General features: G+C 74.2%; 23 protein-coding genes. 10 read left to right on the plus strand and 13 right to left on the minus strand.

Annotated elements, in window-relative coordinates:
• Window positions 1-160: 160 nt before the first annotated feature.
• The 4 genes from AB0C33_RS10225 to AB0C33_RS10240 are packed head-to-tail and all read left to right on the plus strand — an operon-like array spanning window position 161 to window position 4978.
• Complete coding sequence (locus AB0C33_RS10225) at window positions 161-1054, plus strand: siderophore-interacting protein (RefSeq protein WP_358285640.1); 894 nt, start codon at window positions 161-163, stop codon at window positions 1052-1054.
• Between the two features lie 7 nt (window positions 1055-1061).
• Window positions 1062-1940, plus strand: a complete 879-nt coding sequence (locus tag AB0C33_RS10230; protein ID WP_358285643.1) for an ABC transporter ATP-binding protein — start codon at window positions 1062-1064, stop codon at window positions 1938-1940.
• A 9-nt stretch (window positions 1941-1949) separates the two neighbouring features.
• A complete protein-coding gene (locus AB0C33_RS10235; protein WP_358285645.1) occupies window positions 1950-2921 on the plus strand; it encodes an iron-siderophore ABC transporter substrate-binding protein in 972 nt (323 codons plus the stop codon).
• Complete coding sequence (locus tag AB0C33_RS10240) at window positions 2918-4978, plus strand: iron ABC transporter permease (protein ID WP_358285647.1); 2061 nt, start codon at window positions 2918-2920, stop codon at window positions 4976-4978. Before AB0C33_RS10235 ends, AB0C33_RS10240 begins: the two co-directional genes overlap by 4 nt.
• Before the next feature lie 19 nt (window positions 4979-4997).
• Here AB0C33_RS10240 and AB0C33_RS10245 read toward each other — a convergent pair whose 3' ends face one another.
• A complete protein-coding gene (locus tag AB0C33_RS10245; protein ID WP_358285649.1) occupies window positions 4998-5378 on the minus strand; it encodes a YbaB/EbfC family nucleoid-associated protein in 381 nt (126 codons plus the stop codon).
• Between the two features lie 10 nt (window positions 5379-5388).
• Window positions 5389-5802 carry a YbaB/EbfC family nucleoid-associated protein gene (locus AB0C33_RS10250; RefSeq protein WP_358285651.1) on the minus strand — a complete coding sequence of 138 codons (414 nt, stop codon included), beginning with the start codon at window positions 5800-5802 and terminating at the stop codon, window positions 5389-5391.
• A 61-nt stretch (window positions 5803-5863) separates the two neighbouring features.
• On the opposite strand from AB0C33_RS10250, the gene AB0C33_RS10255 reads away from it, so the two are divergent.
• From AB0C33_RS10255 to AB0C33_RS10265, 3 genes are read left to right on the plus strand one after another with little or no spacing between them, the layout of a single operon-like run.
• Complete coding sequence (locus AB0C33_RS10255; protein WP_358285653.1) at window positions 5864-6178, plus strand: hypothetical protein; 315 nt, start codon at window positions 5864-5866, stop codon at window positions 6176-6178.
• The gene (locus tag AB0C33_RS10260) at window positions 6169-7056 is read left to right on the plus strand and encodes a hypothetical protein (protein WP_358285656.1); all 888 of its coding nucleotides are present in this window, start codon (window positions 6169-6171) and stop codon (window positions 7054-7056) included. Before AB0C33_RS10255 ends, AB0C33_RS10260 begins: the two co-directional genes overlap by 10 nt.
• Window positions 7057-7062: 6 nt before the next feature.
• Window positions 7063-7734 carry a hypothetical protein gene (locus AB0C33_RS10265; RefSeq protein ID WP_358285659.1) on the plus strand — a complete coding sequence of 224 codons (672 nt, stop codon included), beginning with the start codon at window positions 7063-7065 and terminating at the stop codon, window positions 7732-7734.
• A 10-nt stretch (window positions 7735-7744) separates the two neighbouring features.
• On the opposite strand, the gene AB0C33_RS10270 is transcribed toward AB0C33_RS10265, so the two are convergent.
• From AB0C33_RS10270 to AB0C33_RS10280, 3 genes are all read right to left on the minus strand, one after another.
• Window positions 7745-7867, minus strand: coding sequence for a hypothetical protein (locus AB0C33_RS10270; RefSeq protein ID WP_358285662.1), 123 nt, complete (start codon window positions 7865-7867; stop codon window positions 7745-7747).
• An 8-nt stretch (window positions 7868-7875) separates the two neighbouring features.
• Window positions 7876-8625, minus strand: coding sequence for a Clp protease N-terminal domain-containing protein (locus AB0C33_RS10275; RefSeq protein ID WP_358285664.1), 750 nt, complete (start codon window positions 8623-8625; stop codon window positions 7876-7878).
• 175 nt (window positions 8626-8800) lie between these two features.
• Window positions 8801-9190 carry a nuclear transport factor 2 family protein gene (locus AB0C33_RS10280; protein WP_358285666.1) on the minus strand — a complete coding sequence of 130 codons (390 nt, stop codon included), beginning with the start codon at window positions 9188-9190 and terminating at the stop codon, window positions 8801-8803.
• A gap of 79 nt (window positions 9191-9269) precedes the next feature.
• Here AB0C33_RS10280 and AB0C33_RS10285 point away from each other — a divergent pair, with 79 nt between their 5' ends.
• The 3 genes from AB0C33_RS10285 (at window position 9270) to AB0C33_RS10295 (ending at window position 11768) form a co-directional block, all read left to right on the plus strand.
• Window positions 9270-10055, plus strand: coding sequence for a helix-turn-helix transcriptional regulator (locus AB0C33_RS10285; RefSeq protein WP_358285668.1), 786 nt, complete (start codon window positions 9270-9272; stop codon window positions 10053-10055).
• 202 nt (window positions 10056-10257) lie between these two features.
• Window positions 10258-10851 (plus strand): dihydrofolate reductase family protein, encoded by a 594-nt coding sequence (locus AB0C33_RS10290; protein WP_358285670.1) that lies wholly within the window; start codon window positions 10258-10260, stop codon window positions 10849-10851.
• A complete protein-coding gene (locus tag AB0C33_RS10295; protein ID WP_358285672.1) occupies window positions 10848-11768 on the plus strand; it encodes an NAD(P)-dependent oxidoreductase in 921 nt (306 codons plus the stop codon). The genes AB0C33_RS10290 and AB0C33_RS10295 overlap by 4 nt, the downstream gene beginning before the upstream one ends.
• Window positions 11769-11792: 24 nt before the next feature.
• Here AB0C33_RS10295 and AB0C33_RS10300 read toward each other — a convergent pair whose 3' ends face one another.
• The 8 genes from AB0C33_RS10300 to AB0C33_RS10335 form a co-directional block, all read right to left on the minus strand.
• Window positions 11793-13274, minus strand: a complete 1482-nt coding sequence (locus tag AB0C33_RS10300) for a multicopper oxidase family protein (protein ID WP_358285675.1) — start codon at window positions 13272-13274, stop codon at window positions 11793-11795.
• A complete protein-coding gene (locus AB0C33_RS10305; protein WP_358285677.1) occupies window positions 13271-13618 on the minus strand; it encodes a hypothetical protein in 348 nt (115 codons plus the stop codon). The genes AB0C33_RS10300 and AB0C33_RS10305 overlap by 4 nt, the downstream gene beginning before the upstream one ends.
• Before the next feature lie 10 nt (window positions 13619-13628).
• Window positions 13629-13958: a hypothetical protein gene (locus AB0C33_RS10310; RefSeq protein WP_358285679.1), complete on the minus strand. Its 330-nt coding sequence runs from the start codon at window positions 13956-13958 to the stop codon at window positions 13629-13631.
• Window positions 13959-14156: 198 nt separating this feature from the next.
• Complete coding sequence (locus AB0C33_RS10315) at window positions 14157-14468, minus strand: hypothetical protein (RefSeq protein ID WP_358285681.1); 312 nt, start codon at window positions 14466-14468, stop codon at window positions 14157-14159.
• 93 nt (window positions 14469-14561) lie between these two features.
• The gene (locus AB0C33_RS10320) at window positions 14562-15305 is read right to left on the minus strand and encodes an SDR family oxidoreductase (RefSeq protein ID WP_358285683.1); all 744 of its coding nucleotides are present in this window, start codon (window positions 15303-15305) and stop codon (window positions 14562-14564) included.
• Between the two features lie 57 nt (window positions 15306-15362).
• On the minus strand, window positions 15363-17195 hold the full coding sequence (locus AB0C33_RS10325; protein ID WP_358285685.1) for a glycoside hydrolase family 15 protein: 1833 nt from the start codon (window positions 17193-17195) through the stop codon (window positions 15363-15365).
• A gap of 61 nt (window positions 17196-17256) precedes the next feature.
• Window positions 17257-20475: an AAA family ATPase gene (locus AB0C33_RS10330; protein WP_358285687.1), complete on the minus strand. Its 3219-nt coding sequence runs from the start codon at window positions 20473-20475 to the stop codon at window positions 17257-17259.
• Window positions 20472-21791, minus strand: a complete 1320-nt coding sequence (locus tag AB0C33_RS10335; protein ID WP_358285689.1) for an oxygenase MpaB family protein — start codon at window positions 21789-21791, stop codon at window positions 20472-20474. Before AB0C33_RS10335 ends, AB0C33_RS10330 begins: the two co-directional genes overlap by 4 nt.
• Window positions 21792-21804: the final 13 nt, after the last annotated feature.

A 21804-nucleotide genomic window follows, 5' to 3' on the forward strand; every position in this document is an offset into this window, starting at 1 on the left:
TCACCCTGGCTACGAACGACGCGGCCCGGATCCGACAACTCCGGCCGATAATTTTCCGCCCTGATTGTGATCTACGTTGTAAAGGCGATGGCTTTCGGAGCGGGTTTCCCGACGGGAGGATTCAATGTAGGTTAGCCTAACCTAACTAAGGAGCTCTGTGGTGGTTGATCCTTTTCGTGCCTTCGACGTCCGGGTTCGGGGCCTGCGGCGGCTGAGCCCGTCGTTCCTCCGCGTCACCTTCACCGGGGATGACCTGCACGAGTTCGCGGACAACGGGTACGACCAGCGCGTCAAGCTGGTCCTGCCGACCCCCGGCGCGGGCGTCACGCGCTTCCCGCGCGGAGCCGACTGGTTCAAGCAGTGGTACGCCCAGGGCGACGAGCGCAACCCGCTGCGCACCTACACCGTCCGCGCGGTCCGCCCCGAGGCGGCCGAGGTCGACATCGACGTCGTCCTGCACGACGACTGCGCCGGGCCCGCCGGGCCGGCCGCCCGCTGGATCGCCGCCTGCGAGCCGGGCTCGACGGCGGCGATCTTCGGCCCGAACGGCCTCTACGACGGCTTCCACGGCGGTCTGGAGTTCCGGCCGCCCGCCGGCTTCGGCACCGTGCTGCTCGCCGGTGACGAGACCGCCGTCCCGGCGATCGTCGGCATCCTGGAGCGGCTGCCCGCCCATGTCACCGGTGAGGCCCTGCTGGAGGTGCCGCACGAGGAGGACTTCCTCCTGGTCGCCGGCGCGCCGGGCGTGCGGGTCACCTGGCTCGCCCGCGGAGACGCTCCCTGGGGCGCCTGCCTGGAGCCCGCCGTCGCGGAGGCCGCCGCCAGGCTCCTTCCGTCGGGCGCGGCAGGCGCCGAGCCCGAGGAGATCGACGTCGACGCCGAGATCCTCTGGGAGATCCCCGAGACCGGCGACGGCCCCTGCTACGCCTGGCTGGCCGGCGAGGCGGCCGTGATCAAGCGGCTGCGCCGTCACCTGGTCTCCGAGCGCGGCATGGACCGCAAGGCCGTGGCCTTCATGGGCTACTGGCGTCAGGGCCGCTCCGAGGACGCGTGAGCCCGCCATGACGACCGCCCCCCTTCTCCCGGACCGCTCCGGCCCGGACCGCTCCGGCCCGCCGCTCACCGGCCCCGCGCTCACCGGCCCCGCGCTCACCGGCACTGACCTGTGTCTCGGCTACGCGGGTCGTCCCGTCGTCGACGGCGCCTGCATCAGCCTGGTCACCGGCGCCGTCACCGCCCTGGTCGGCCCGAACGGCAGCGGCAAGTCCACCCTGCTGCGCGCCCTGGCCCGGCTGCACCGCCCCGACTCCGGCGAGGTCCGGCTGGCCGGCGGCGCCGACGCCCTGGCCCTGTCCGCCCGGGACTTCGCCCGCCGGGTGACGCTGCTGGCGCAGAGCCGTCCCACCCCGACCGGCGTGCGCGTCAAGGACGTGGTCGGCTACGGCCGCCACCCCCACCGCGGCCGCTGGCGCGCGGGCGACCCCGGCGGCGAGGCGGCGATCGAGCACGCCATGGAGCTGACCGGCGTGCGCGCCATGGCCGGACGCGCCGTCGACGAGCTGTCCGGCGGCGAGATGCAGCGCGTGTGGCTGGCCACCTGCCTGGCCCAGGACGCCGGCGTGCTCCTGCTCGACGAGCCCACCACCTTCCTCGACCTGCGCTACCAGGTCGAGCTGCTCGAACTCGTGCGCGACCTGGCCGACCGGCACGGTGTGGCCGTCGGCGTCGTCCTGCACGACCTCAACCAGGCCGCCGAGATCGCCGACCGGGTCGTGCTGCTCCAGGGCGGCCGGGTCCGGGCCGACGGCGCGCCGCCTGAGGTGCTCACCGAGGACCTGCTCACCGAGGCCTACGGCATCCGCGTCGAGGCCACGATCGATCCGCTCACCGGACTGGTCCGCACCAGGCCGCTGGGCCGCCACCTGGCGATGAAAGGCTGAAAGATCCCCATGCGTTCCCTCCCGGCGGTCATGGCCGCCATGTTGCTGCTGACCGCCTGCGGCACGACGGAGCCCCCCGCCGCCCCCGCGGCCCGGGAGCCGTCGGCGGGCGCCGCGGCCCCGATCACCGTGACCGACGCCCGGGGCAAGCGGGTCACCCTCGACAGGCCCGCGACCCGCGTCGTCGGCCTGGAATGGGGGGAGGTCGAGATGCTGGTGGCACTCGGGGTCCAGCCGGTCGGCGCGGCCGACGTCAAGGGGTACGGCATCTGGGTCACCGCGGCCCCGCTCGACGCCTCCGTCAAGGACGTCGGCACCCGCCAGGAGCCGAGCGTCGACTCCATCGCCGCCCTCCAGCCGGACCTCGTCGTCATGGAGTCCGACGACTCCGCCCTCATCGGCCAGCTGGAGAAGATCGCCCCGGTCATCGTCGCCAAGGGCAGCGACGCCGCCGCGAACCTCACCCGCATGCGCGACGACCTCACCCTGCTCGCCACCGCCGTCGGCAGGACGGAGCAGGCGACCAAGGTGATGGCCGACTTCGACGCCGCCATGGCCGACGGCAGGGCCAGGATCGCCGCCTCCGGCTCGGCCGGGCAGAAGTTCATGATGGCCGACGGCTGGAAGGACGGCAGCAAGATCTCCATCCGCCCGTTCGGCAAGGGCGCCCTGGTCTCCGACGTGGCCGAGCGGCTCGGCCTCGCCAACGCCTGGACCGGCCAGGTCGACGAGCAGTGGGGCCTCGGCAGCACCGACGTCGAGGGCATGACCGCGGTCAAGGACGAGAACCTGCGCTTCTTCTACAACGCCTCCGACGGCGTGGACGTCTTCGCCGGCCTGGCGGGCAACTCCCTGTGGAAGTCGCTGAGCTTCGTCAAGCGGAACCAGATCACCAAACTGCCCGACGGCATCTGGACCTTCGGCGGCCCCCTGTCGTGCCGGCAGTACGCCGACGCCCTGGTGAAGGCCTACGCCGGGTGATCACCGCAGTCGAGGCCCCCGCGACGCCGCTGCGCAGGCTCGGCGTCGCGGGGGCCTTCCTGGTGGCCCTGGCCGTCATCGCGGCCCTCGCCGCGCTGCACCTGACGCAGGGCACCTCCGACACCGACCTGTTCGCCCTCGACGAGCAGGCGATGAACGTGCTGGTCGCCTCCCGGCTGCCGCGGCTGCTGGCGGCGGTCAGCGTCGGCGTCGCGCTCGGCGCGGCGGGCGCGCTGCTGCAGTCGGTCGCGCGCAACCCGCTGGCCTCGCCCGACACCCTCGCCGTCAGCAACGGCGCGTACCTGGCGGTCGTGCTGGCCGCCACCTTCGGGCTGAGCCTGCCGGCCTTCCTGTCCGGCGGCCTGTCCTTCCTCGGCGGCCTGGCCGCGGCCGCTCTGGTGCTCGCCCTGTCGGCGGGCGGCAGGACCGGCACCACCAGGCTGATCCTGGCCGGCTCCGCGACCGCGCTGGCCCTGCAGTCGGCGACCACCCTGCTCATGATCCTCTTCCAGGAGGAGAACACCGGCCTGTTCGCCTGGGGCAGCGGCTCGCTCGTGCAGAGCGACCTCGGTGGCGTCACCCAGATGGCCCCGGTGATCGTGGTGGCGGTCGGGGCGGCCGTCGCCCTCGGCTCCCGCCTCGACATCCTCGGCCTGGGCGACGACACCGCCTCGGTGCTGGGCGTCGACGTCCGGCGGTTGCGGCTGACCGTCGTCGTGCTCGCCGTCCTGCTCTCGGCCGCCGCGGTCACCGTGGCCGGGCCCGTCGGCTTCGTGGGGCTGTGCGCGCCGGTCGTCGTCCGCCTGCTGGCCCGGCGGCTGCCCGAGCTGGGCCGGCATCGCGTCCTGGTGCCGCTCTCGGCGCTGGCCGGCGTGGTCGTCCTGCTCGCCGCCGACGTCGCGCTGCGGTTCGTGCTCGGCGCGCAGGCCGGGGTGGACGTGCCGCCGGGCGTGGTGACCGCGATGCTGGGCGCGGGCGTGCTCATGTGGCTGGCCCGCCGGCACCGCGACGCCGGTCCGGCCCGGCGGCCGCCGACCGTCCGCACCGCCGACCCCGGCCGCGCCGCCTTCGCGGTGATCCTGCTGTCCGGTACGGCGCTGCTGGTCCTCGCCGTCGTGCTGGGCCTGCTCGGCGGCGACACCTGGTTGTTGCTCGGCGACGTCGCCAACTGGCTGCGGGGCAGGACCGGCAGGGCGCTGACGTACGTGCTCGACCAGCGCTGGCCGCGCGTCGCGGCGGCGGTCCTGGCCGGTGCGGCGCTCGCCGTCTCCGGCGCGGTTTTCCAGGCCGTCTCCCGCAACCCGCTGGCCGAGCCGGGCGTGCTCGGCATCACCGCGGGCGCCGGCGCGGCGGCCGTCGCGACGCTCACGCTCGTGCCCATGGCCGGGATCGCCGTGGTGTCCGGCGCGGCCGGGGTCGGCGCGCTCGCCGCCTTCGCCCTGGTCCATCTGCTGGCCTGGCGCGGCGGGCTCAGCTCCGACCGGCTCGTGCTCATGGGCATCGGCGCGCACGCGCTGTTCAACGCGGTCACCGTGCTGATCATCGTCAAGTCCGACCCGTGGAACACCGCCAAGGCGCTCACCTGGCTCTCCGGTTCCACCTACGGGCGGGTTCCGGCCCAGCTCCTGCCGGTCGCCGTGGCGCTCGCGCTCTTCCTCCCGCTCGCTCTGTGGCTGCGGCGCGACCTCGACCTGCTCGCGCTGGACGAGGACACGCCCCGGGTGCTCGGGGTGCCGCTGGAACCCGTGCGGCTGCTCGCGCTGGGCGGCGCCGTGCTCGTCACCTCCACCGCGGTCTCGGCCGTCGGCGTGGTGGGGTTCGTCGGGCTCGTCGCCCCGCACGCGGCCCGCGCGCTGGTCGGCGGCAGGCATGTGCGGCTCCTGCCCGCGGCGGCGCTTCTCGGGGCGGTGCTGGTGAGCCTGGCCGACACGCTGGGCCGTACCGTGATCGCGCCCGCCCAGGTGCCGGCCGGGCTGGTCACCTCGCTGCTCGGCACGCCGTACTTCGTGTGGCTGCTCTGGCGTTCGCGCGCCGGGGGCCGGGCCGCCGCACAGTGAGGTTCCCAGGCGTGCGGGTTCACGCCCACTCGGCGCCGAGCAGCCGTTCCAGCTCGGCCTGCGTCCGGTCGGGGTCGTAGCCGGGGACGGCCTCGCGCATGAGGTCGTGGGTGCGCCGCTGGACGTCGGCGGCGGCCGCCCGTACCGCCGCGAGCGTCTCCTCGGCCAGGTCGTGGCCGCCCAGCCGCAGGGCGCGCTGGTCGTAGCGGACGTCGAGGACGCGTCCGTCGGCGTCGACGGTCACCCGCACGCGGCCCGACGGCCCTTCGCCGGTGCCGATGACGGCCCGCAAGTCCTCCTGCGCCGACTCCAGCCAGGCCAGCATGCGCTCGCCCCGGCGGGCGGCCTCGTCGAGCTCGCGTTCGCTGATGTTGGCGGGGTCGATCTCCGGCCCGAACACGCTTCGCCTCCTAGTAAAGGTCGTTGAGTGCCTGCTCGACCCGCGCGCGCACGAAGGTCTCGTCCAACGGCGCGGGGACGGCGGCGGTGGCGTCCCGCACCCCGTCGGCGATCTCCCGCGCCTGCCGTGCGGCGTCGTCCTGCGCGGCCCGCAGCACCTCGGCGGTCTTCCTGCCGAGCGCGGCCTCGTCCAGGCGCAGCGCCCGCGGGTCGATGCGCAGGCGGGTGGGGACGCCGTTGCCGTCGGCGAACGCCTCGACCAGCCCGTCGTCGCTCTCCGCGCGGCCCTCCACCCGGCCGATGGACGCCCGCGCGTCGTGCAGCGCCCGGATGGCGCGGCGGCTCTGGGCGACGTACTCGTGCAGGTACTCGGCGTCGTCCTCAGGAGCCGGTGAACGCATGTCGAACCCCCGACAGTCAGTCACGTGAACGTTCAGTGTAGAGGTAAACCTCTGTGCCGGAATTGACTGGATATGCTTTCTGGGCATGACGGGATTTGAGATCGCCGCGGGGGCGGTGGGTCGTGACGGCGCGTACGTCACCGACCATGGGGCGAACTACGACGCCGCGGTCACGCGGCTGCGGCAGCGGGGGAGCGGCGCCCGGACCTTCGGCGGCGAGGGGCTGTTCGCCACCATCATCGCCACCTACAACGAATGCCTGCAGACCTCGCTCGACGCGCTGACGGGGATCGGCGGGCAGATCGCCGAGACCGGCGAGGGGCTGCGCATGGTGGCGAGGAACACCCGGGCGGCGGAGAGCGCCACCGTCGAGAGCTTCGAGAGCCCCGCATGGCGGTGACACTCGACCCGCACGTGGCGGGCTTCCTCAACCTCATCGGTTTCCCCTGGCCGAACGACAACGAGGACGAGTGGCGTCTTGAGGCCGACGACTGGCGGGTCGTCCTGGCCGCGTCGTCGGCCCAGGGCGCCGCGGCCGACGAGTCGGTCCGCAACGCGGGGCAGTCCTACCAGGGCGACTCGGCCACGCACCTGGCCGGCCACTGGAACCAGGTCGGCGACGGCGGCGGCCACATCTCCCAGGCCGCCTCGGCGGCGAAGGTCGCGCCGGCCGTCCTCGACGGCACCGCGAACGTGGTCAGCGCGGTCAAGCTGGCCGTGGGCACGCAGGCCGCGTACGGACTGACCGCCGCCACCCAGGCGCTGCTGTTCGGCGGCGCCGCGGGCGGCATGATCGCCCTCGCCCGCATGCAGATGACCCGCCACGCCGTGGGCAAGGTGGCGCTCGAAGGCGCCGAGGGCACCGCCAGGGGGCTGGCCCCGGTGCTGAGCGGCCGGGTGACCGAGACCATGCGCCGCATCATGAAGGAGATGGAGAAGCGGCCGCACGCCCGCGACGGCATGCTCCAGATCCGGCGCAGGCGCGGCGGGGGCGGCGGCGGAGGCAAGGGCGGGAAGGGCGGCGGCTACGACCCGAACGCCTCGGCGAGCTTCGACAACGCCGCGCAGCGGATGCACGGCAGGTTGCCCAACAGCAACGACGTCAGCAAGATGACACCGGAGCAGGCCAGGCAGGCGGCGGCCGAGGTCAAGGACAGCATCCTCACGCGGAAGATGAACGAGGCCCGGCTCGGCAAGGACTCCGGGCACGCCGCCCGGCTGGAGCAGGAGCAGAAGCTCCTGAGCGACCTTGAGCGCAAGGCCAACGAGGGGAAATAGCACCACATGCAGACACAGACGGGCGACGACCTGATGGCGCGCATCCTCGCCCGCCCCGCCGACGACGAGGCCCGCGGCCAGGCCGCCAACGACCTGCTCAACGAGCTGTTCGACGGCTATCCCGTCGAGAACCTGCGCGTCCTGCTGCGCAGCGGCGACGACGACGCCGTGCAGACCGGCGCCTGGCTGCTGTCGGAGCTGGGCGAGCCGGCCGAGCCGCTGCTGGACGAGGTCCCCGCCCTGCTGGCCCACCCGCGGACCCAGGTGCGGTTCTTCGCCGTCGAGTTCGTGCTGCTCGCCGCGGACGAGCGGCACGCCGGCGTCATCGCCCAGACCCTCGCCCTGAGCCGGACGTCCGACACCGCCATCCGGTGGAAGGTCCTGCACTTCCTGGCGATGGCCTCGACCGAACAGCTCATGGCGGGGCTGTCCCGGCTGGCCGACCCCGAGGTCGGACGGCTCGCGGCCGGGCTGGTCGCCGCCGACACCGAGGACCCCGACCCGGGCGAGGTCGTCGCCGCGTTGGAGGGCGACGACCCGGTGGCCCGCCTGTTCGCCGCGGCGATCGCGACGCGCATGGCCGAGGACGACGCGGCGTTGCTGCGGCTCGCCGCCAGGGTGAAGGACGAGGAGGTCAGTTCGTTCGCGCAGTGGCAGCTCATGCGGCTCCAGGGCTAGCGCGCACGCCTCACCGGCCGTCGAGGAGGAGCGGCGGCAGGATCAGCAGCCAGAAGACGGCGACGGCCGCGCAGCTGATCAGGGTGCGGGCGAGGCGTGACGGGGCTCGCCGCCGGCGGATCGGCGTGTCCACGGCCCTGGTCACCGCGGCTCGGACGCGGAGCCCAGGTTCTGCTCCAGCCGTTCGATGCGCTCGATGAGCGGCTGCAACTGCTGCCGCACCGCCACGGCCAGCGCCTGCGCCGGATCGCCGGCGGCCGACGTCTGGGCGCGCAGGTGCACGTAGCCGGCCAGGGCCGCCGTCACGGCCCGGCGGACCAGGCGGGACTCGGCGCCCAGCGCCCGCAGGACCTGGCCGGCGGTGCCGTCGGGCTCGGTGATCAGCCCCAGCAGCAGGTGTTCGCAGCCGACGTAGTTGTGGCCCATCGCGGTCGCCTCGGTGACCGTCAGTTCGAGGGCGCCGGCGGCGGCGTCGCTGAAGTGCACCACCGGGTTCCCGCCGGCCCCGCCTTCCTCGCCGGCCGGCCGCCGGTCCAGGTCGCGCTGGACCTGGGCGGGGTCGATGTCGACCGCTCTGAGCACGTGCAGCGCCAGGTTCTGCCCCTCGGCCAGCATCCCGGCCAGCAGGTGCCCGGTGCCGACGGCCGGCGCCGCGTCGGCGCGGGCCCGGTCGATGGCCAGCTTGACGACCGTGCGGGCGCGGTCGGTGAAGCGCGGCAGCCGTTCGGCCAGGTCGCCGGCGTCCAGTTCGCCGAGGGCGGTCTGGCGGATGGCGGTGATCCTGCGCACCGCCTGCTCCAGCGCGCGCTGGCAGATCGCCGACACCGGGACGCCGGCGGCCTTGACCGCCTCGGCCAGCTCGTCGGGAAGGTACACGTTGATCTTCGGCATGGCGACGCCTTTCCAGCCTTGGGGGTATCGGCGGGTCACCTTCTACCTATACACCCATAGGGGTTAGGTGTTACAGGCTTTATGCCCCCACGGAAATTGCCCTCGGCGGCCTGGCCGTGCGCCGCGCCCTCCGCCGTACCGGCTGACCGGCTGACCGGCCGGTACGAGGCGCACGTCAGCGGACGGGCGGATCCCACCAGGTCAGGTTGGCGGCGGCCTGGGACACCGGTTCGATGATCTCCCACGCCTCGGCGATGCGGCCGCCGTCCAGGCGCCAGATGTCCACGACCACGATCTCCGGGCCGCCGTCCGGCGCCTGGCGGCGCGAGTGCATCACGACGTGGTCGCCGTCGGCCAGCACGTGGTCGATCTCCACGCGCATGCCGGCCAGCGGGACGAGCGCGGCACGCACGGCGCCGAGCCATTCCGTCTTGGTCGAGGCCGCCGAACCGGGCCGGTGGTGGCGGAAGTCGTCGCTCAGCAGGGGCGCGAGCGCGTCGACGTCGCCCGTCCCGATCAGTTCCGTCAGCGCGCGCTGCACGATGGCCTTGTTGTCGTTCGTCATGGGGGACACTCTGGCCGGCCCTGCCGGGGATGTCGATGAAAAGGGATTTCATGGCGGACGTCCAGTAGTCTCGGCGGCCATGCGGACAGTCGGGGACATGTTGCGGCAATGGCGGCACCGCCGGCGGCTCAGCCAGCTCGATCTCGCCAACGCCGCCGGCGTCTCGGCCCGGCACGTGAGCCTGGTGGAGACCGGTAAGTCCAACCCGAGCGCCGAGATGATCCTGCGGCTGGCCGGCCGGCTGGACGTACCGCTGCGGGAGCGCAACCGGCTGCTGCTCGCCGCCGGCTTCGCCCCCCGGTACGCCGAGCAGCCGCTCACCGGGGACGCGCTGTCGACGGCCGGGGAGGCGATCGCGCGGGTGCTGCGCGCCCACGAGCCGTACCCGGCGGTCGTCCTCGACCGCCGGTGGAACATCGTGATGAGCAACCGGGCCATCGACCCGTTCCTCGCGGACGTCGCGCCCCACCTGCTGCGTGCGCCGGTCAACATCGTCCGGCTGGGGCTGGAGCGCGGCGGGCTCGCTCCCCGGATCGTCAACCTGCCCGAGGTGCGTGCGGTGCTCCGGGCCAGGATCTCACGCCAGCTCGCCGTCGCCCCCGACGCCGAGCTGCAGGCGATCTACGAGGAGCTGCTCGCGCCGGGCTTCGAGGAGGCGGGCCGGTCGGCCGGGTCGGAGGTCACCGTCCCGATGATCTTCCGGTTCGGCGACGTCGAACTGCGGCTGTTCTCGACCACCACCACGTTCGGCACCCCGATGGACATCACGCTGGACGAGATCTCGATCGAGTCGTACTACCCGGCCGACGCCGAGACCGCCGCCTATTTCGTGAAGTTCGGCGCGGAGGTGCTGGCGGGGGAGTGACCGCGTGGGCGGGTTCTCCCGGTACGGACCGGGCGCCCCCGATCGGCGATGACGTTCGTCATCGCCGATCGTCCACTTCCGCATCTGCCGGTCGGACGGCGGCGCGGCGGAGACTTTCCGGCGACGGCGACTTCGTGCCCCCTTCGGATCCTCTCGGGGAAGGGGGCCTCGAAGCCTGAGCACTCCGGAAGGGAACACTCCGATGAGCAAGGTCATCTGCGCCCACGCGGTGTCGGTCGACGGCTTCATCACCGGCCGCGACCCCGGCGCCGGGCGCGGCCTCGGCGACGCGTCCATGCTGTTCGACTGGTACTTCGACGGCGACACCCCCAGCCAGGTCTTCGACGGGTTCAAGCTGAGCGCGCCCAGCGCCCGGCTCTTCGACGCCCTGGCCGCCCGCGTCGGCGCGATCGTCGCCGGACGCCGCACCTACGACGACTCCGACCACTTCGGCGGCGGCAGCCCCCACCCGGGCGTCCGGCTGATCGTCCTCAGCCACCGCCCGGCGCCGGAGATCACCGGCCGCCAGACGCTGGTCACCACCGGCGTCCACGACGCGATCGCCGCCGCCCGCGAGGCCGCCGGCGGCAAGGACGTCGGCCTCATGGGCGGCGGCGTGGTCACCGAGGCGCTGCGGGCGGGCCTGGTCGACGAGGTCGTCCTGCACCAGGTGCCCGTCCTGCTCGGCGGCGGCCGGCCGTTCTTCGGTGAGCTGCCGGAGCACGTACGCCTGCGCCTGGTCGAGGCCGTGCCCGCGCCGGGCGTGACCCACCTGCGCTACGAGGTGGCCCGATGATCCTCGTCACCGGAGGGCTCGGCATGATCGGCGCGCACACCGCCCGCGCGCTCGCCGACCTCGGACGCCGGGTCGTCGTCACCGCGCACCGCCGGGCCGAGGTCCCCTCGTTCCTGGCCGGCCGGGTCGCCGTGGAGCCGCTGGACGTCACCGACCGGGACGCCTTCCTGGCCCTGGCCGCCCGCCACGACGTCGGCGACATCGTCCACCTGGCCGGCGGCATCCCCGGCGCGGACCCGGTGGACTTCTTCCGCGCGGACACCACCGGCCTGCTCAACGCGCTGGAGGTGGCGCGGACCAGGGGCGTGCGCAGGTTCGCCGTCGCGAGCAGCCTGGGCGTCTACGCCGGGCGGCCGGAGACCCGGTGGCACGAGGAGCTGCCGCTGCCCGCCGCGGACCTGCCGCACCCGATCGTCGCCCTCAAGAAGGCCGCCGAGCCCCTGACCACGCACGGCCTCCAGGGCAGCGGGGTCCAGCCGGTCGTGCTCAGGATCGGCAGCGTGTGGGGGCCGCTCATGGACCCGGAGTCGCCGTTCAACCACATCCCGCCGTACGTCGGCGCCGCCCTGCGGGGCGAGCGGCCGCCGCCGCTGCACGCCGGCGACGGCGGCGACACCTGCTACGCGCCCGACGCCGGGCGCGCGATCGCCCTGCTGATGACCGCGCGAGCCCTGCCGCACACCGTCTACAACGTCTCCAGCGGCCGGCCGTTCACCAACCGCGACCTGGCCGACGCCGTACGGGCGGCCGTCCCCGGCTCCCGGCCCGGCCTCCTGCCCGGACGATCCGGCCCTGACGGGGACGACCCCTGCCTCGACATCGTCCGGCTCACCCGCGACACCGGCTTCGAGCCGGCCTTCGACCTGGCCGCGGCGGTCGCCGACTACGTCGCCTGGCGCGCCCGCGACCCCCGCTAGCGCGACCGGGCGAGCGGCCCGGGGTCAGACCACCTCGAAGGTGCTCATCATGGCCATGTCCTCGTGTTCGAGGTTGTGGCAGTGCAGGACGTACCGGCCTCGGTAGCCGGTGAAGCGGGTGATGATCTCCACGGTCTGCGCCTCCCGCAGCTCGACGGTGTCCTTCCACTCCGGCGGGCCGTCCGGCCGTTCGCCGCCGACCGAGAGCACCTGGAAGGGCGCCAGGTGCAGGTGCACGGGGTGGGCGACGTCGCTGGTCACCCGCCAGATCTCGACCTGGCCGAGCTTGGGCCGGGCATCGACGCGGCGCACGTCGAAGGGCTTGCCGTTGATCAGCCAGCCGGTGTGGCCGCGCAGGTCGCCGCTGCTGAACTCGAAGTCGCGGGTCACCGCGGCCGCGGCGGGGTCGAGGCGTTCGACGGTGGACAGGACCTTGGGGATCGCCGAGTCGTCGCGGGCGTCGCGCTCGACGGTGAACCGCATCACCCGGGCCTGTGGCCCTTCCCCGAGCAGGTTGCGCAGCTCGACGTGGTCGCCGACCCGGTACGCGGCGAAGTCCACGATCACGTCCGCGCGTTCCCCGGGCGCCAGCCGTATGCGCTGGAGCGGACGCGGCGCCGCCAGCAGGCCGCCGTCGCTGCCGATCTGGGTCAGGGTGCCGCCGGGCGACAGGGCCAGCTCGTACGTGCGGGCGTTGGAGGCGTTGAGCAGCCGCAGCCGGTGGCGGGCGCGGTCCACGCCGAGCCGCGGCCAGGGCGCGCCGTTGACCAGGATGACGTCCCCCAGCACGCCGCCCATGAACGCCTCGCGGGCGCCGGGGCCGTCCTGCCTGCCGGGGTAGGGCATCGTCCCGTCGGCCTGGAAGGCGCGGTCGCAGATCAGCAGCGGCACGTCCCGATCGCCGGACGGGAGCGGCAGCCGGTCCTGCTCGTCGTCGTCCACGATGAAGAAGCCGGCCAGGCCGCGCCAGACCTGCGGCCCGGTGTGGTCCATACGGTGGTCGTGGTACCACAGCGTGGCCGCGCGCTGCTCCAGCGGGAAGACGTGGTCGCGGTGCGCGCCCGGCTGCACCAGGTCGGTGGGGAAGCCGTCGGACTCGGGCGGGGTGTGCCCGCCGTGCAGGTGGGTGACCGTCGGAGCGGGCAGGCGGTTGCCGACGCGCACGACGGTCCGGCGGCCGGAGCGCGCCCGGATGGTGGGGCCGGGGAACTGCCCGTCGTACCCCCAGACCGGGGTGCGCAGGCCCGGCAGGATCTCCACCTCGGCCGGGCGCTGGAGGAGTTCGTAGTAGTCGGCGCCCGCGTCCGTCCTGGCCGGTCTGGCCACGGCGGGCCGCGGGAGCGGCACGGCGTACGGCGCGGGCAGCGGCGCCTGGCTGGTCATCAGCTGGGGCAGCGGCGTGCGGGTCAGCAGCGAGCAGCCCGAGACGCCCGAGACGCCCAGCGCCGCGCCCACGCCGAGCAGCCGCAGCGCCTGCCGCCTGGTCATGCCGGTCATGCCGGTCATGCCGACGTCGTCCGGAGGCGGCCGGCGGACCAGACCCGCGCGGTCTGCACCATGCTGCCGCCGAACATCAGCACGCCGAGCGGCACGTGCACGCCCTTCACGTGCGCCATGCCCAGCGCCATCTGGACCAGCGTCGCCACCAGCATGCCGACGGCGGCCAGGATGGCCGCCCGCTGCTTGGTCATCACCGCGGCGACCAGGTACAGCAGCACGGTGGCCGCGACGGCCAGCGCCGTGGCGCTGTGGGCGGCCCGGCCGCCCGGCGAGCTGAGCAGCAGCCCGGCGGTGACGGCCTGCAGCAGCAGGGCGACGGTCTGCGCGGCGAGCGCGATACGCAGGAACATGACGGTTCTCCTAACGGGACGAGGTCGAGGGACGGGCGGCGACCGCGGCGACGACGACCAGCACGAAGGCGGCCGGCGCGGCGGCGCCGGAAGCCGGCCGGCGCGGCAGGTCGCGACCGGCGAGCGCCAGCCCGAAGGTGGTCAGGATGGCCAGGGGCATCGCGCTCTGCATGACCGGCTCGTTGACCTTCATCATCGTGGTGTGGAAGGTCAGGCGCACATCCAGCGGCACGGCGCCGAACGTGGGCACCACGTTGGCGGCGCCGTATCCGAACGCGCCCGCGAGCAGCCCGGTCGCCGGCAGCGCGGCGCCCTGGAGGTACCTGACTCGGGTTCTCATGTCTGGTAATCGTCGTCCGGCCGGGGCTCCGTGGCGTCCCACCGGCGGACTCATCTGCCGCTACCCCAGCGGGATCAAATGCCGGCCGCGTCTACGACGACGGATGTAGTGCCGCGCTACCGCGCCGTACGGACCGGCGCCGCAAAAGGCCCGTGACCAGGGCGTTGCTGGTCACGGGCCGGGGTGTACGCGGGGCCGTCAGGCGTCGCAGAACCAGCCGTTCTCGACCCAGCCGTTGGCGTTGACGTCGCCGTAGGCGAAGCCGTACACCCATTCCTTGTAGGCGCCGTCGAAGCCCTTGACGGTGAAGGTCTGGCCCCGGTGGAGGGTGCCGACGAAGTCGCGGACCATCAGGTCGTCCGCGCACACCGTCAGCCGGCGGCCGACGTCGTCCGCCCCCGCGTACGGGTACGGTCCGGCGGCCTGGGCCACCCCGCCGCTCACGGCGACCACCGCCGCCAGCGTGCCCGCGCCGACGATGAGCCGTGCGATGTGCTTGCGCGTTTTCATCGAAACCGGTCGTCCTCTCGGTCTTCGGGAATCTCCGTGCGGCAAGCTACCCGGCCAGGCCGAAAAATGGAGGGTTTCCGATATTTCCGGGCGTTAACGAAGGTAGGAGGCGCCGTTGAGGTCGAGGACGGTGCCGCTGGCCCATTCGGCCGCCGGTGAGGCCAGGTAGAGCACGGCGGAGGCGATCTCGTCCGCCTCCCCGACCCGGCCGAACGGGCTCTGCGCGCGGATCGCGTCCCCCGCGGGCGGTTTGAGGTGTTCGGTGGTCATGTCCGTCGCCACGAAGCCGGGGGCCACGGCGGCGACCGCGATGCCGTGCGGGGCGAGGGCGACGGCCAGCGACTGGCTCATCGCGTTCAGGCCCGCCTTGCTGGCCCCGTAACCGGGGGCGTCGGGCTCGCCGCGGAAGGCGCCGCGGGAGCTGACGTTCACGATGCGGCCGCCGGCGCGCATGTGGCGCAGGGCGCACCAGGCCAGGTTGGCCGGGCCCATCAGGTTCACCTCGAACGCCTGGCGCCAGGCGGCCTGCCACTCCTCGTACGACGTCGTGGTGATGGGGTGGAGATGGTAGACGCCCGCGTTGTTGACCAGGACGTCGAGCCGGCCCAGCGCCCCCGCCGCCTCGTCGGCCATGCGCCGCACGCCCTCGGGGTCGGCCAGATCGGCCTGGACGACGACGTGCCCCGAGCCGGCCAGCTCGCCGAGCACGCCCTCGGCCGCCCGCGCCGAGTCGCGATGGTGGACCGCGACCCGGTCACCCTGGGCGGCGAACGCGATCGCCACCGCCCTGCCGATGCCCCTGGACGCTCCCGTGACGAGTACCGCGCGACCGCTCACCCGCCGCACCCTAGCAGCCGCCCGCCGAAGGCTTCCGCGGGCCCCGCAGGCGCCGGGTCAGCCGCCGTGTTCGGCCCAGTCGTGCAGGGCGTCGACGGTGCCGGAGGCGTCGAGGTTGAGCGCCGCCTCGATCAGCGCCAGATGCGTGAACGCCTGCGGGTAGTTCCCCGCCATGTGCCCGTCGCCGGTCATCTCCTCGGCGAACAGCCCGAGCGGCTCGGCCCGCGCGCACAGCGTCTCGAACCGGTCGCGGGCCTCGGCCGTCCGGCCGGCCAGCACCAGCGCCGAGACCATCTCGAACGAGCACATCAGGAACGCCCCCTCCGGCCCGTCCACGCCGTCGCGGGTGGTCTCGGGGTCGTAGCGGTGCACGAGCGCGCCGCCCTCGCCCAGGCGGGCCTGGATGTGGTCGAGGGTGCCGAGCACGCGGGGGTCGTCGCCGTCCAGGAAGCCGAGCAGCGGCAGCCGCAGCAGCGAGCCGTCGGCCTGGTCGGACCCGTAGGACTGGGTGAAGGCGCCGACGTCGGCGTTGTAGCCGCGCTCCAGCAGCTCGGCGCGGACGGCCGCGCGCTCGGCCCGCCACTGCGCCAGGGGCAGGCCGGGCTCGCCGGTCGCCTCCGCCAGCCGGACCGCGCGGTCGAAGCAGACCCAGGCGTACAGCTTGGAGTAGGTCCAGTGACGTTCGCCGCCGCGCACCTCCCAGATGCCGGCGTCCGGCTCCCGCCACCGCTCGCGGGCCCGCTCCACCAGCCGCCACAACACCGGGCCGCCGCTCAGCTCGCCGGTCACGCCGTGGTAGGCCATGGCCGCGTCCAGGATGTGACCGTAACCGTCGAGCTGGTGCTGACCCGCGGCGCCGTTGCCGATGCGCACCGGACGCGAGCCCGCGTACCCCTCCAGATGGCCGAGGACGGTCTCGTCGGCGACCGGCCCGCCGCCGACGCCGAACACCGGCGGCAGATCGCCCTCGTGGATCGCGCACTGGCCGAGCAGGAACGTCAGGTAGCGGCCCGCCTCCTCGCGATGGCCCAGGCGCAGCAGCGCCAGCACCATGAGCGCGGCGTCGCGGTGCCACACGTAGCGGTAGTCCCAGTTGCGCTGCCCGCCGAGCCATTCCGGCAGCGACGTCGTGGGCGCCGCGAGCAGCCCGCCGCTCTCGTCGAACAGCAGCCCGCGCAGCACGACCGCGCTGTGCCGCACCTGCCGCGCCCCCACCCCGTCGTAGGCCGACCGCGACGACCACGACCGCCACGACCGCACGGTGTCGGCCAGCAGCCGCTCCGGATCGCCGACGGGCGCGTGCCCCTGACCCGCGTAGTCGAGCGCGACCGCCCACGACTCGCCCGCGCCGAGCGTGGTCTCGGCCATCGGCCGTGCCGTCGGCCCGTCGGCCACCCCTTCCGTCACCCCTGCCATACCGGTCAGCAGCAGGCCGGACTCCTCGGCCAGCACGCCGTCGCGCGGCGTCCAGCGGGCCTCGCGGGTGGCGTAGTCGGGCCTGGCCAGCACCCGCGAGCGCACGACCGCCCGCCCCCGCTCGCACCGGGCCCACCGCACCAGCAGCCGGACGGGCACCACGCCGCTGCCGCCCGTCCCCGGCGGCGACGTGGCGAAGAAGTCGTGCACCACGACCTCGCAGTCGCGGCCGACCCAGCGGGTGCGCAGCACCAGCGTCTCCTCGACGTAGCCGCGCTCCTCGACCCGCGCGCCGGCCACGTCGAACTCCCACGCCCCGCCGAGCCGCCGGTCGAGGATGCGCGCGAACACGCTCGGGCCGTCGAAGCGCGGCGCGCACATCCACTCCACCGCCCCGCCGGGCGCGACCAGTGCCGCCGTGTGGCAGTCCGACAGGAACGCGTACGCCCCGATCGGTGGAAATCCCCCGGCCATCCGTGCACCCCGTACCTCTTCATCGCGCCCCCCGTGCCGGGTTGCCCGATGTCGCCGCAGGTTAAACGGGGTGCGCGGGCAGCCGCCGGTCGAGCAGGAGCGCGCCGCGGCCCGGCAGCAGGGAGGCGCACCACTCGCGCAGCGCGGCCGGCCGGGGGCCGCCGACGTCGGCGGTGTCGAGCAGGTCGGCCCAGTCGAGCAGCGACTCGGCCAGCATGAGCGGCACGCCGCTGCGTTCGTGCACCTCGGCGGCGGCCTCGAAGTGCTCGCTCGCCCGCGCCGGGTCGCCCATCGTCACGCACAGGTGGGCCAGGTAGTGGTGGCCGCAATGGTGGGCGACCGTGCCGTGGCCGAACGTCTCGCCGTCGGCGGCCAGCGACGCGTACAGCCGTTCGGCCAGCTCGGGACGGCGCAGATGCGCGGCGGCCACGGCCAGGTTGTCCAGGGCGGGCCGGTGGGCCATGTTGCGCGGCGGCACGCCGCCGCGGTCGGCCAGGATGCGGTCGAGCAGCGGCCCGGCCTCCTCGTCGCCCATCTCGCACAGGTAGCGCAGCACGGCGTGCACCGGGTCGACGCGCGGCGCCTGGGCGGCGCGGCGCAGCCGGTCGCGCAGCTCCCACAACCGGCCCTGCAGCCGGCGGATCTCGGAGATCTGCTCGGAGTAGATGGCCACGGCCTCCAGGCGGCGGCCGATCTCGGTGCCGAGCCGCATGGCCGACAGCGCCTCGGTCTCGGCCTGGGCCAGGTCGCCCTGCATGAGCGTCAGGCCCGCCCTGGAGTAGCCGATCAGCCAGTTGAGCTGCGGCTGGGCCAGCCGGCGGGCCAGCTCGTCGGCCTGGTCGAGCAGCGTCGCGGCGCGCGCGGTGTCGCCGCTGTCCAGCACCGGCGGGGTGCGCTGGACGTAGGCGTGGAACAGCGCCAGGTCGTCGCCCGTGCGGCGGGCCGCCTCCAGCATCTCGTCGCCGTCGCGGTGGCGCTGGTGCAGCGGGTCGGCCGGGATGATCGTCAGGCTGCGCATGCCGAGCACGCTGGCCAGCGTGCGCGGGTCGCCCGACTTGCGGGCCAGCGCCACCGCCTCGTCGCTCAGCGCGAAGCGCCGCTCGCCGTCGGGCGCCCAGATCAGCTCGGAGGCGAGCAGGGCGGCCAGCAGCGCCCGGGTGCTGAGGTCGGTCGAGTCGACCAGCTTGCGCGCCTCGGTCAGCAGCGCGATGCGGCGCTGGTCGGGGGCGGCGGAGATGCTGGAGAAGCCGCGGTCGCCGCCGAGCGCGGCCACCACGATCAGGTCGTCGCGCCCGCACTCCCTGGCCAGCTCGGCGGCCTGGTGCAGGGTCTCGCGCGCCTCCGGGTGCCCGGCCAGCCACATCGCCCGGCCGCAGTCCATCAGCAGCTCGGCACGCCGTTCCGGGGAGGCGCCGGGGAAGTCCGCCAGCAGGCCGAGCACCCGCTGGTACCAGGTGACCGCCTCGCGGTGGGCCAGCCCGGCCAGCGCGTGGCGGGCCGCCTGCACGCCCGCCTCGGCGGCCTCGGCCGTCCGGCGCGGGTCGCGGCCGTGCTCGGCGGCGGCCAGCAGATGGGTGGCCACGACGTACGGGCGCGACTCCATGGCCTGCGGGTCGGCCTGGCACAGGGCGTCGGCGACCCGGCCGTGCAGCAGCCCGGCGCGGGGGGCCGACAGCGTGGCGTACAGGGCGGTACGGGTCAGCTCGTGGGAGAACTGGCACTGGCCGCCGTCGGCCATGGTCACCAGGCCCGCGCCCATGGCCTCCTCGACGGCGGCGACGAAGCGCGCCTCGTCCAGGCCGAGGCCCAGGCGCAGCGCGGCCGACTCCATGCGCTCGCCCACGGCCAGCAGGCTGACCAGGTCGCGGGCGTCGGGGTGGAGCTGCGCCAGACGCGCCCGGACCATGCGGGTGACCGAGTCGGGGACGGTCAGCGCGTCGAGGTCGGCGCCCGCCGCCAGCTCCCTGGCCACCTCGGTGACCAGGAACGCGTTCCCGCCGGTGATCCGGTACAGCAGCTCGGGGTCGCCGTCGCTGCGCACCTCCGACAGGGCCCGGCTGACCTCGTCCATGCCGAAGGAGGAGACCTGCACCAGGCGGCCGCCGGCGGTCAGCTTGTGCAGCTCGGGCATCGCCGACTCGACGGGCACCGGGCGCGAGGTGGCCAGGATCAGCAGCGGCAGCGAGTCGGCGTCCCACATCAGGGAGTGCAGCATCTGCAGCGACTCCAGCGTCGCCCACTGCAGGTCGTCGATCACCAGCAGCACCGGCCGCACGGTGGCCAGGCGCTCGATGAGCGTGCGGGCCGCGGCCATCAGGTGGTAACGCTCGGAGACCGGCTCGGTGGCGGGCGGGACGGCCAGCGACAGCGGGGGAGCGGCCAGCGAGGGCGCCAGCCGGACGAGCTGCCCGCACTGCTGGTCGACCCCGGCCCGCAACAACAGCGCCGGCGAGGTGCGGGCCAGCCGCTCGACCGCCCCGGCGATCGGCTCGTACGCCTGCCGCGCCGGATCGGTGCACCGCCCCGCCAGCACGGTGAACTGCCGCTTGAGCGCCCGCCGCGCCACGACCGAGGCCAGCCGGGTCTTGCCGACCCCCGGATCGCCCTGCAGGATCACCAGCCCGCTGCCGAACTCGGCCGCCCCCAGCTCCTCCTCCAGCGCCCGCAGCTCCTCGTCCCGGCCGACGAACGGCAGCACGTGCCCGCTGTCCAGCCAGGGCGCCAGCCCGCCGGCGTGCTGGTTGTCGGCGCTCTGCCAGTGGAGCTCGTAGGTGTGCATCGGCTCCCGCAGGCCCTTGCCCGGCAGCCGGCCCAGGTCTTTGAACTCGTGCCGGCTGCGGCCCTGGGCCAGCCGGCGCACCAGGTCGGTGCAGAGCACCTGGCCGCCCTCGGCCACCGCGACCAGCCGGGCCGCCTCGACCGTGGGCAGCCCGCCGACGTCGTCGGCGCCCCAGCACACGTCGCCCGCCGCCAGCGCGGCCCTGATCGAGATCTTCTCCAGCGCCCGCTCGTTCTCGGCCGCGACGGCCTGCTCGACGGCGATGACCGCGTCGAGCCCGGCCGTGGCCGAGCCGAACACCGCCATCAGCCCGTCGCCCAGGCTCTTGGTGAACGTCGAGCCGCTGGCCGTCACCACCGAGTGCAGGAGCTGGTAGAGCCGGCGGAAGACGACGTTCGCGCGTTCCTCGCCCAGCCTGATCCGCAGGGCTGTGGAGCTGACCACGTCGGTGAACAGGATGGTGGCCGTGGTCAGCGTGCCCGGCTCGTGCGGGGTGCTCACGCGGGTGGTCCCTCCTTCCGCACGGGGGCCCTGGCCGTCTTGCCCACGCCCTTCCGCACGCCCTTGCGGACGCTGTGGCGGAGCCTGCGCGTGCGGCGCGCCGTCTTCGACTGCCGGACGCGCCACTGGGCGGCCAGCTCCTCGGGGATCTGGAAGGCGGCGTGGCCGCCCGAGTAGCGGTCGATCATGGCGATGACGATGTGCTTGCCCGCCCGGCGCACCAGCCAGCGCACCACCGCGTCGACCGGGCCCATCAGGCGGCCGTACCGGTTGCCGGCCCTGGCCGCGGCGAACAGCGCGTTGAACCACCACGCCGGCGGCGGCACGTCGAGCAGCGCCGGGACCTGGGCGGCGTTGTAGCGGGCGTCGCGGAAGACCCAGTGCACCAGGCTGCGCGGCAGCTTGCGCCAGCCCAGGTGCATGAACTCCTCCATCTCCGCCAGCAGCACGGCCATCAGCCTGCGGCCCTCGTCGCTCGACTCGTACAGGCGGCCGAGCCGTTCGCTGACCGGCGGCACGTCGTCGAGGGTGAGCGGCCGGTCGCGGCACGCCTCGACGCCCATGAGGTGGCCGAAGACGCTCCACGTGTACAGGTGGGCGGCCTTGTCGTCGTCGCTGAGGCGCACCCCCATGCTCTCCAGAGCCTCCCACGTGACGACCGAGAAGTCGAAGATGGTGGCCAGCAGCAGTTCCTGGTTGACCGGCGGGCCGAACCTGGCGGTGTCCCAGTCGTCGCCGAAGTGCTCGGTGGCCAGCGCGCGCACGAACGAGTGCAGGATGCGCAGTCCGATCGCCGTCGTGTGCCCGGGACGGCCCGGCCGCAGGCTGTCGGTGGCCTTCAGGCCCATGACGTCCACCAGCATCTGGCCGGTCTCGGCGACCCGGCGGGTGAGGCTGTGCGTCGCCAGGTCGGACACGCCGGCCAGCACCTTGGCGCTGGAGATCTCGACGTAGGCCATGGGCAGGCACTTGCAGAACAGCGCGACCGACTGGTACAGCCCGTAGTCGGAGAAGACGGCCTGGCCGCGGGCCAGCAGCTCGGCGTCCTGGCCCCACTCGGGCAGGTCCTTGTCGAAGTCGATGGCGTCGAAGATGGCCGAGGGGCCGGTCTCGCCCGAGGGCGCCCGCGCCTCCCGCTTGGCCCGGCCGAGCTCCACCACGACCGCGCGCAGCAGGGACAGCGCGTTCTCCCCTTCGGGCCTGGTCTCCAGGTAGCCGGCCACGATCTTGTCGATGTCCGGGTCGGCCTGCTGCCGTAACTGCCGGAACCGTTCCGCCGGCCAGCGCTCGGCGGGGGCGTTGTCGTGCTCGTTCATGTTCGGCGTACTC

This window comes from Nonomuraea sp. NPDC048881 (assembly GCF_040649795.1).
Classification (GTDB): domain Bacteria; phylum Actinomycetota; class Actinomycetes; order Streptosporangiales; family Streptosporangiaceae; genus Nonomuraea.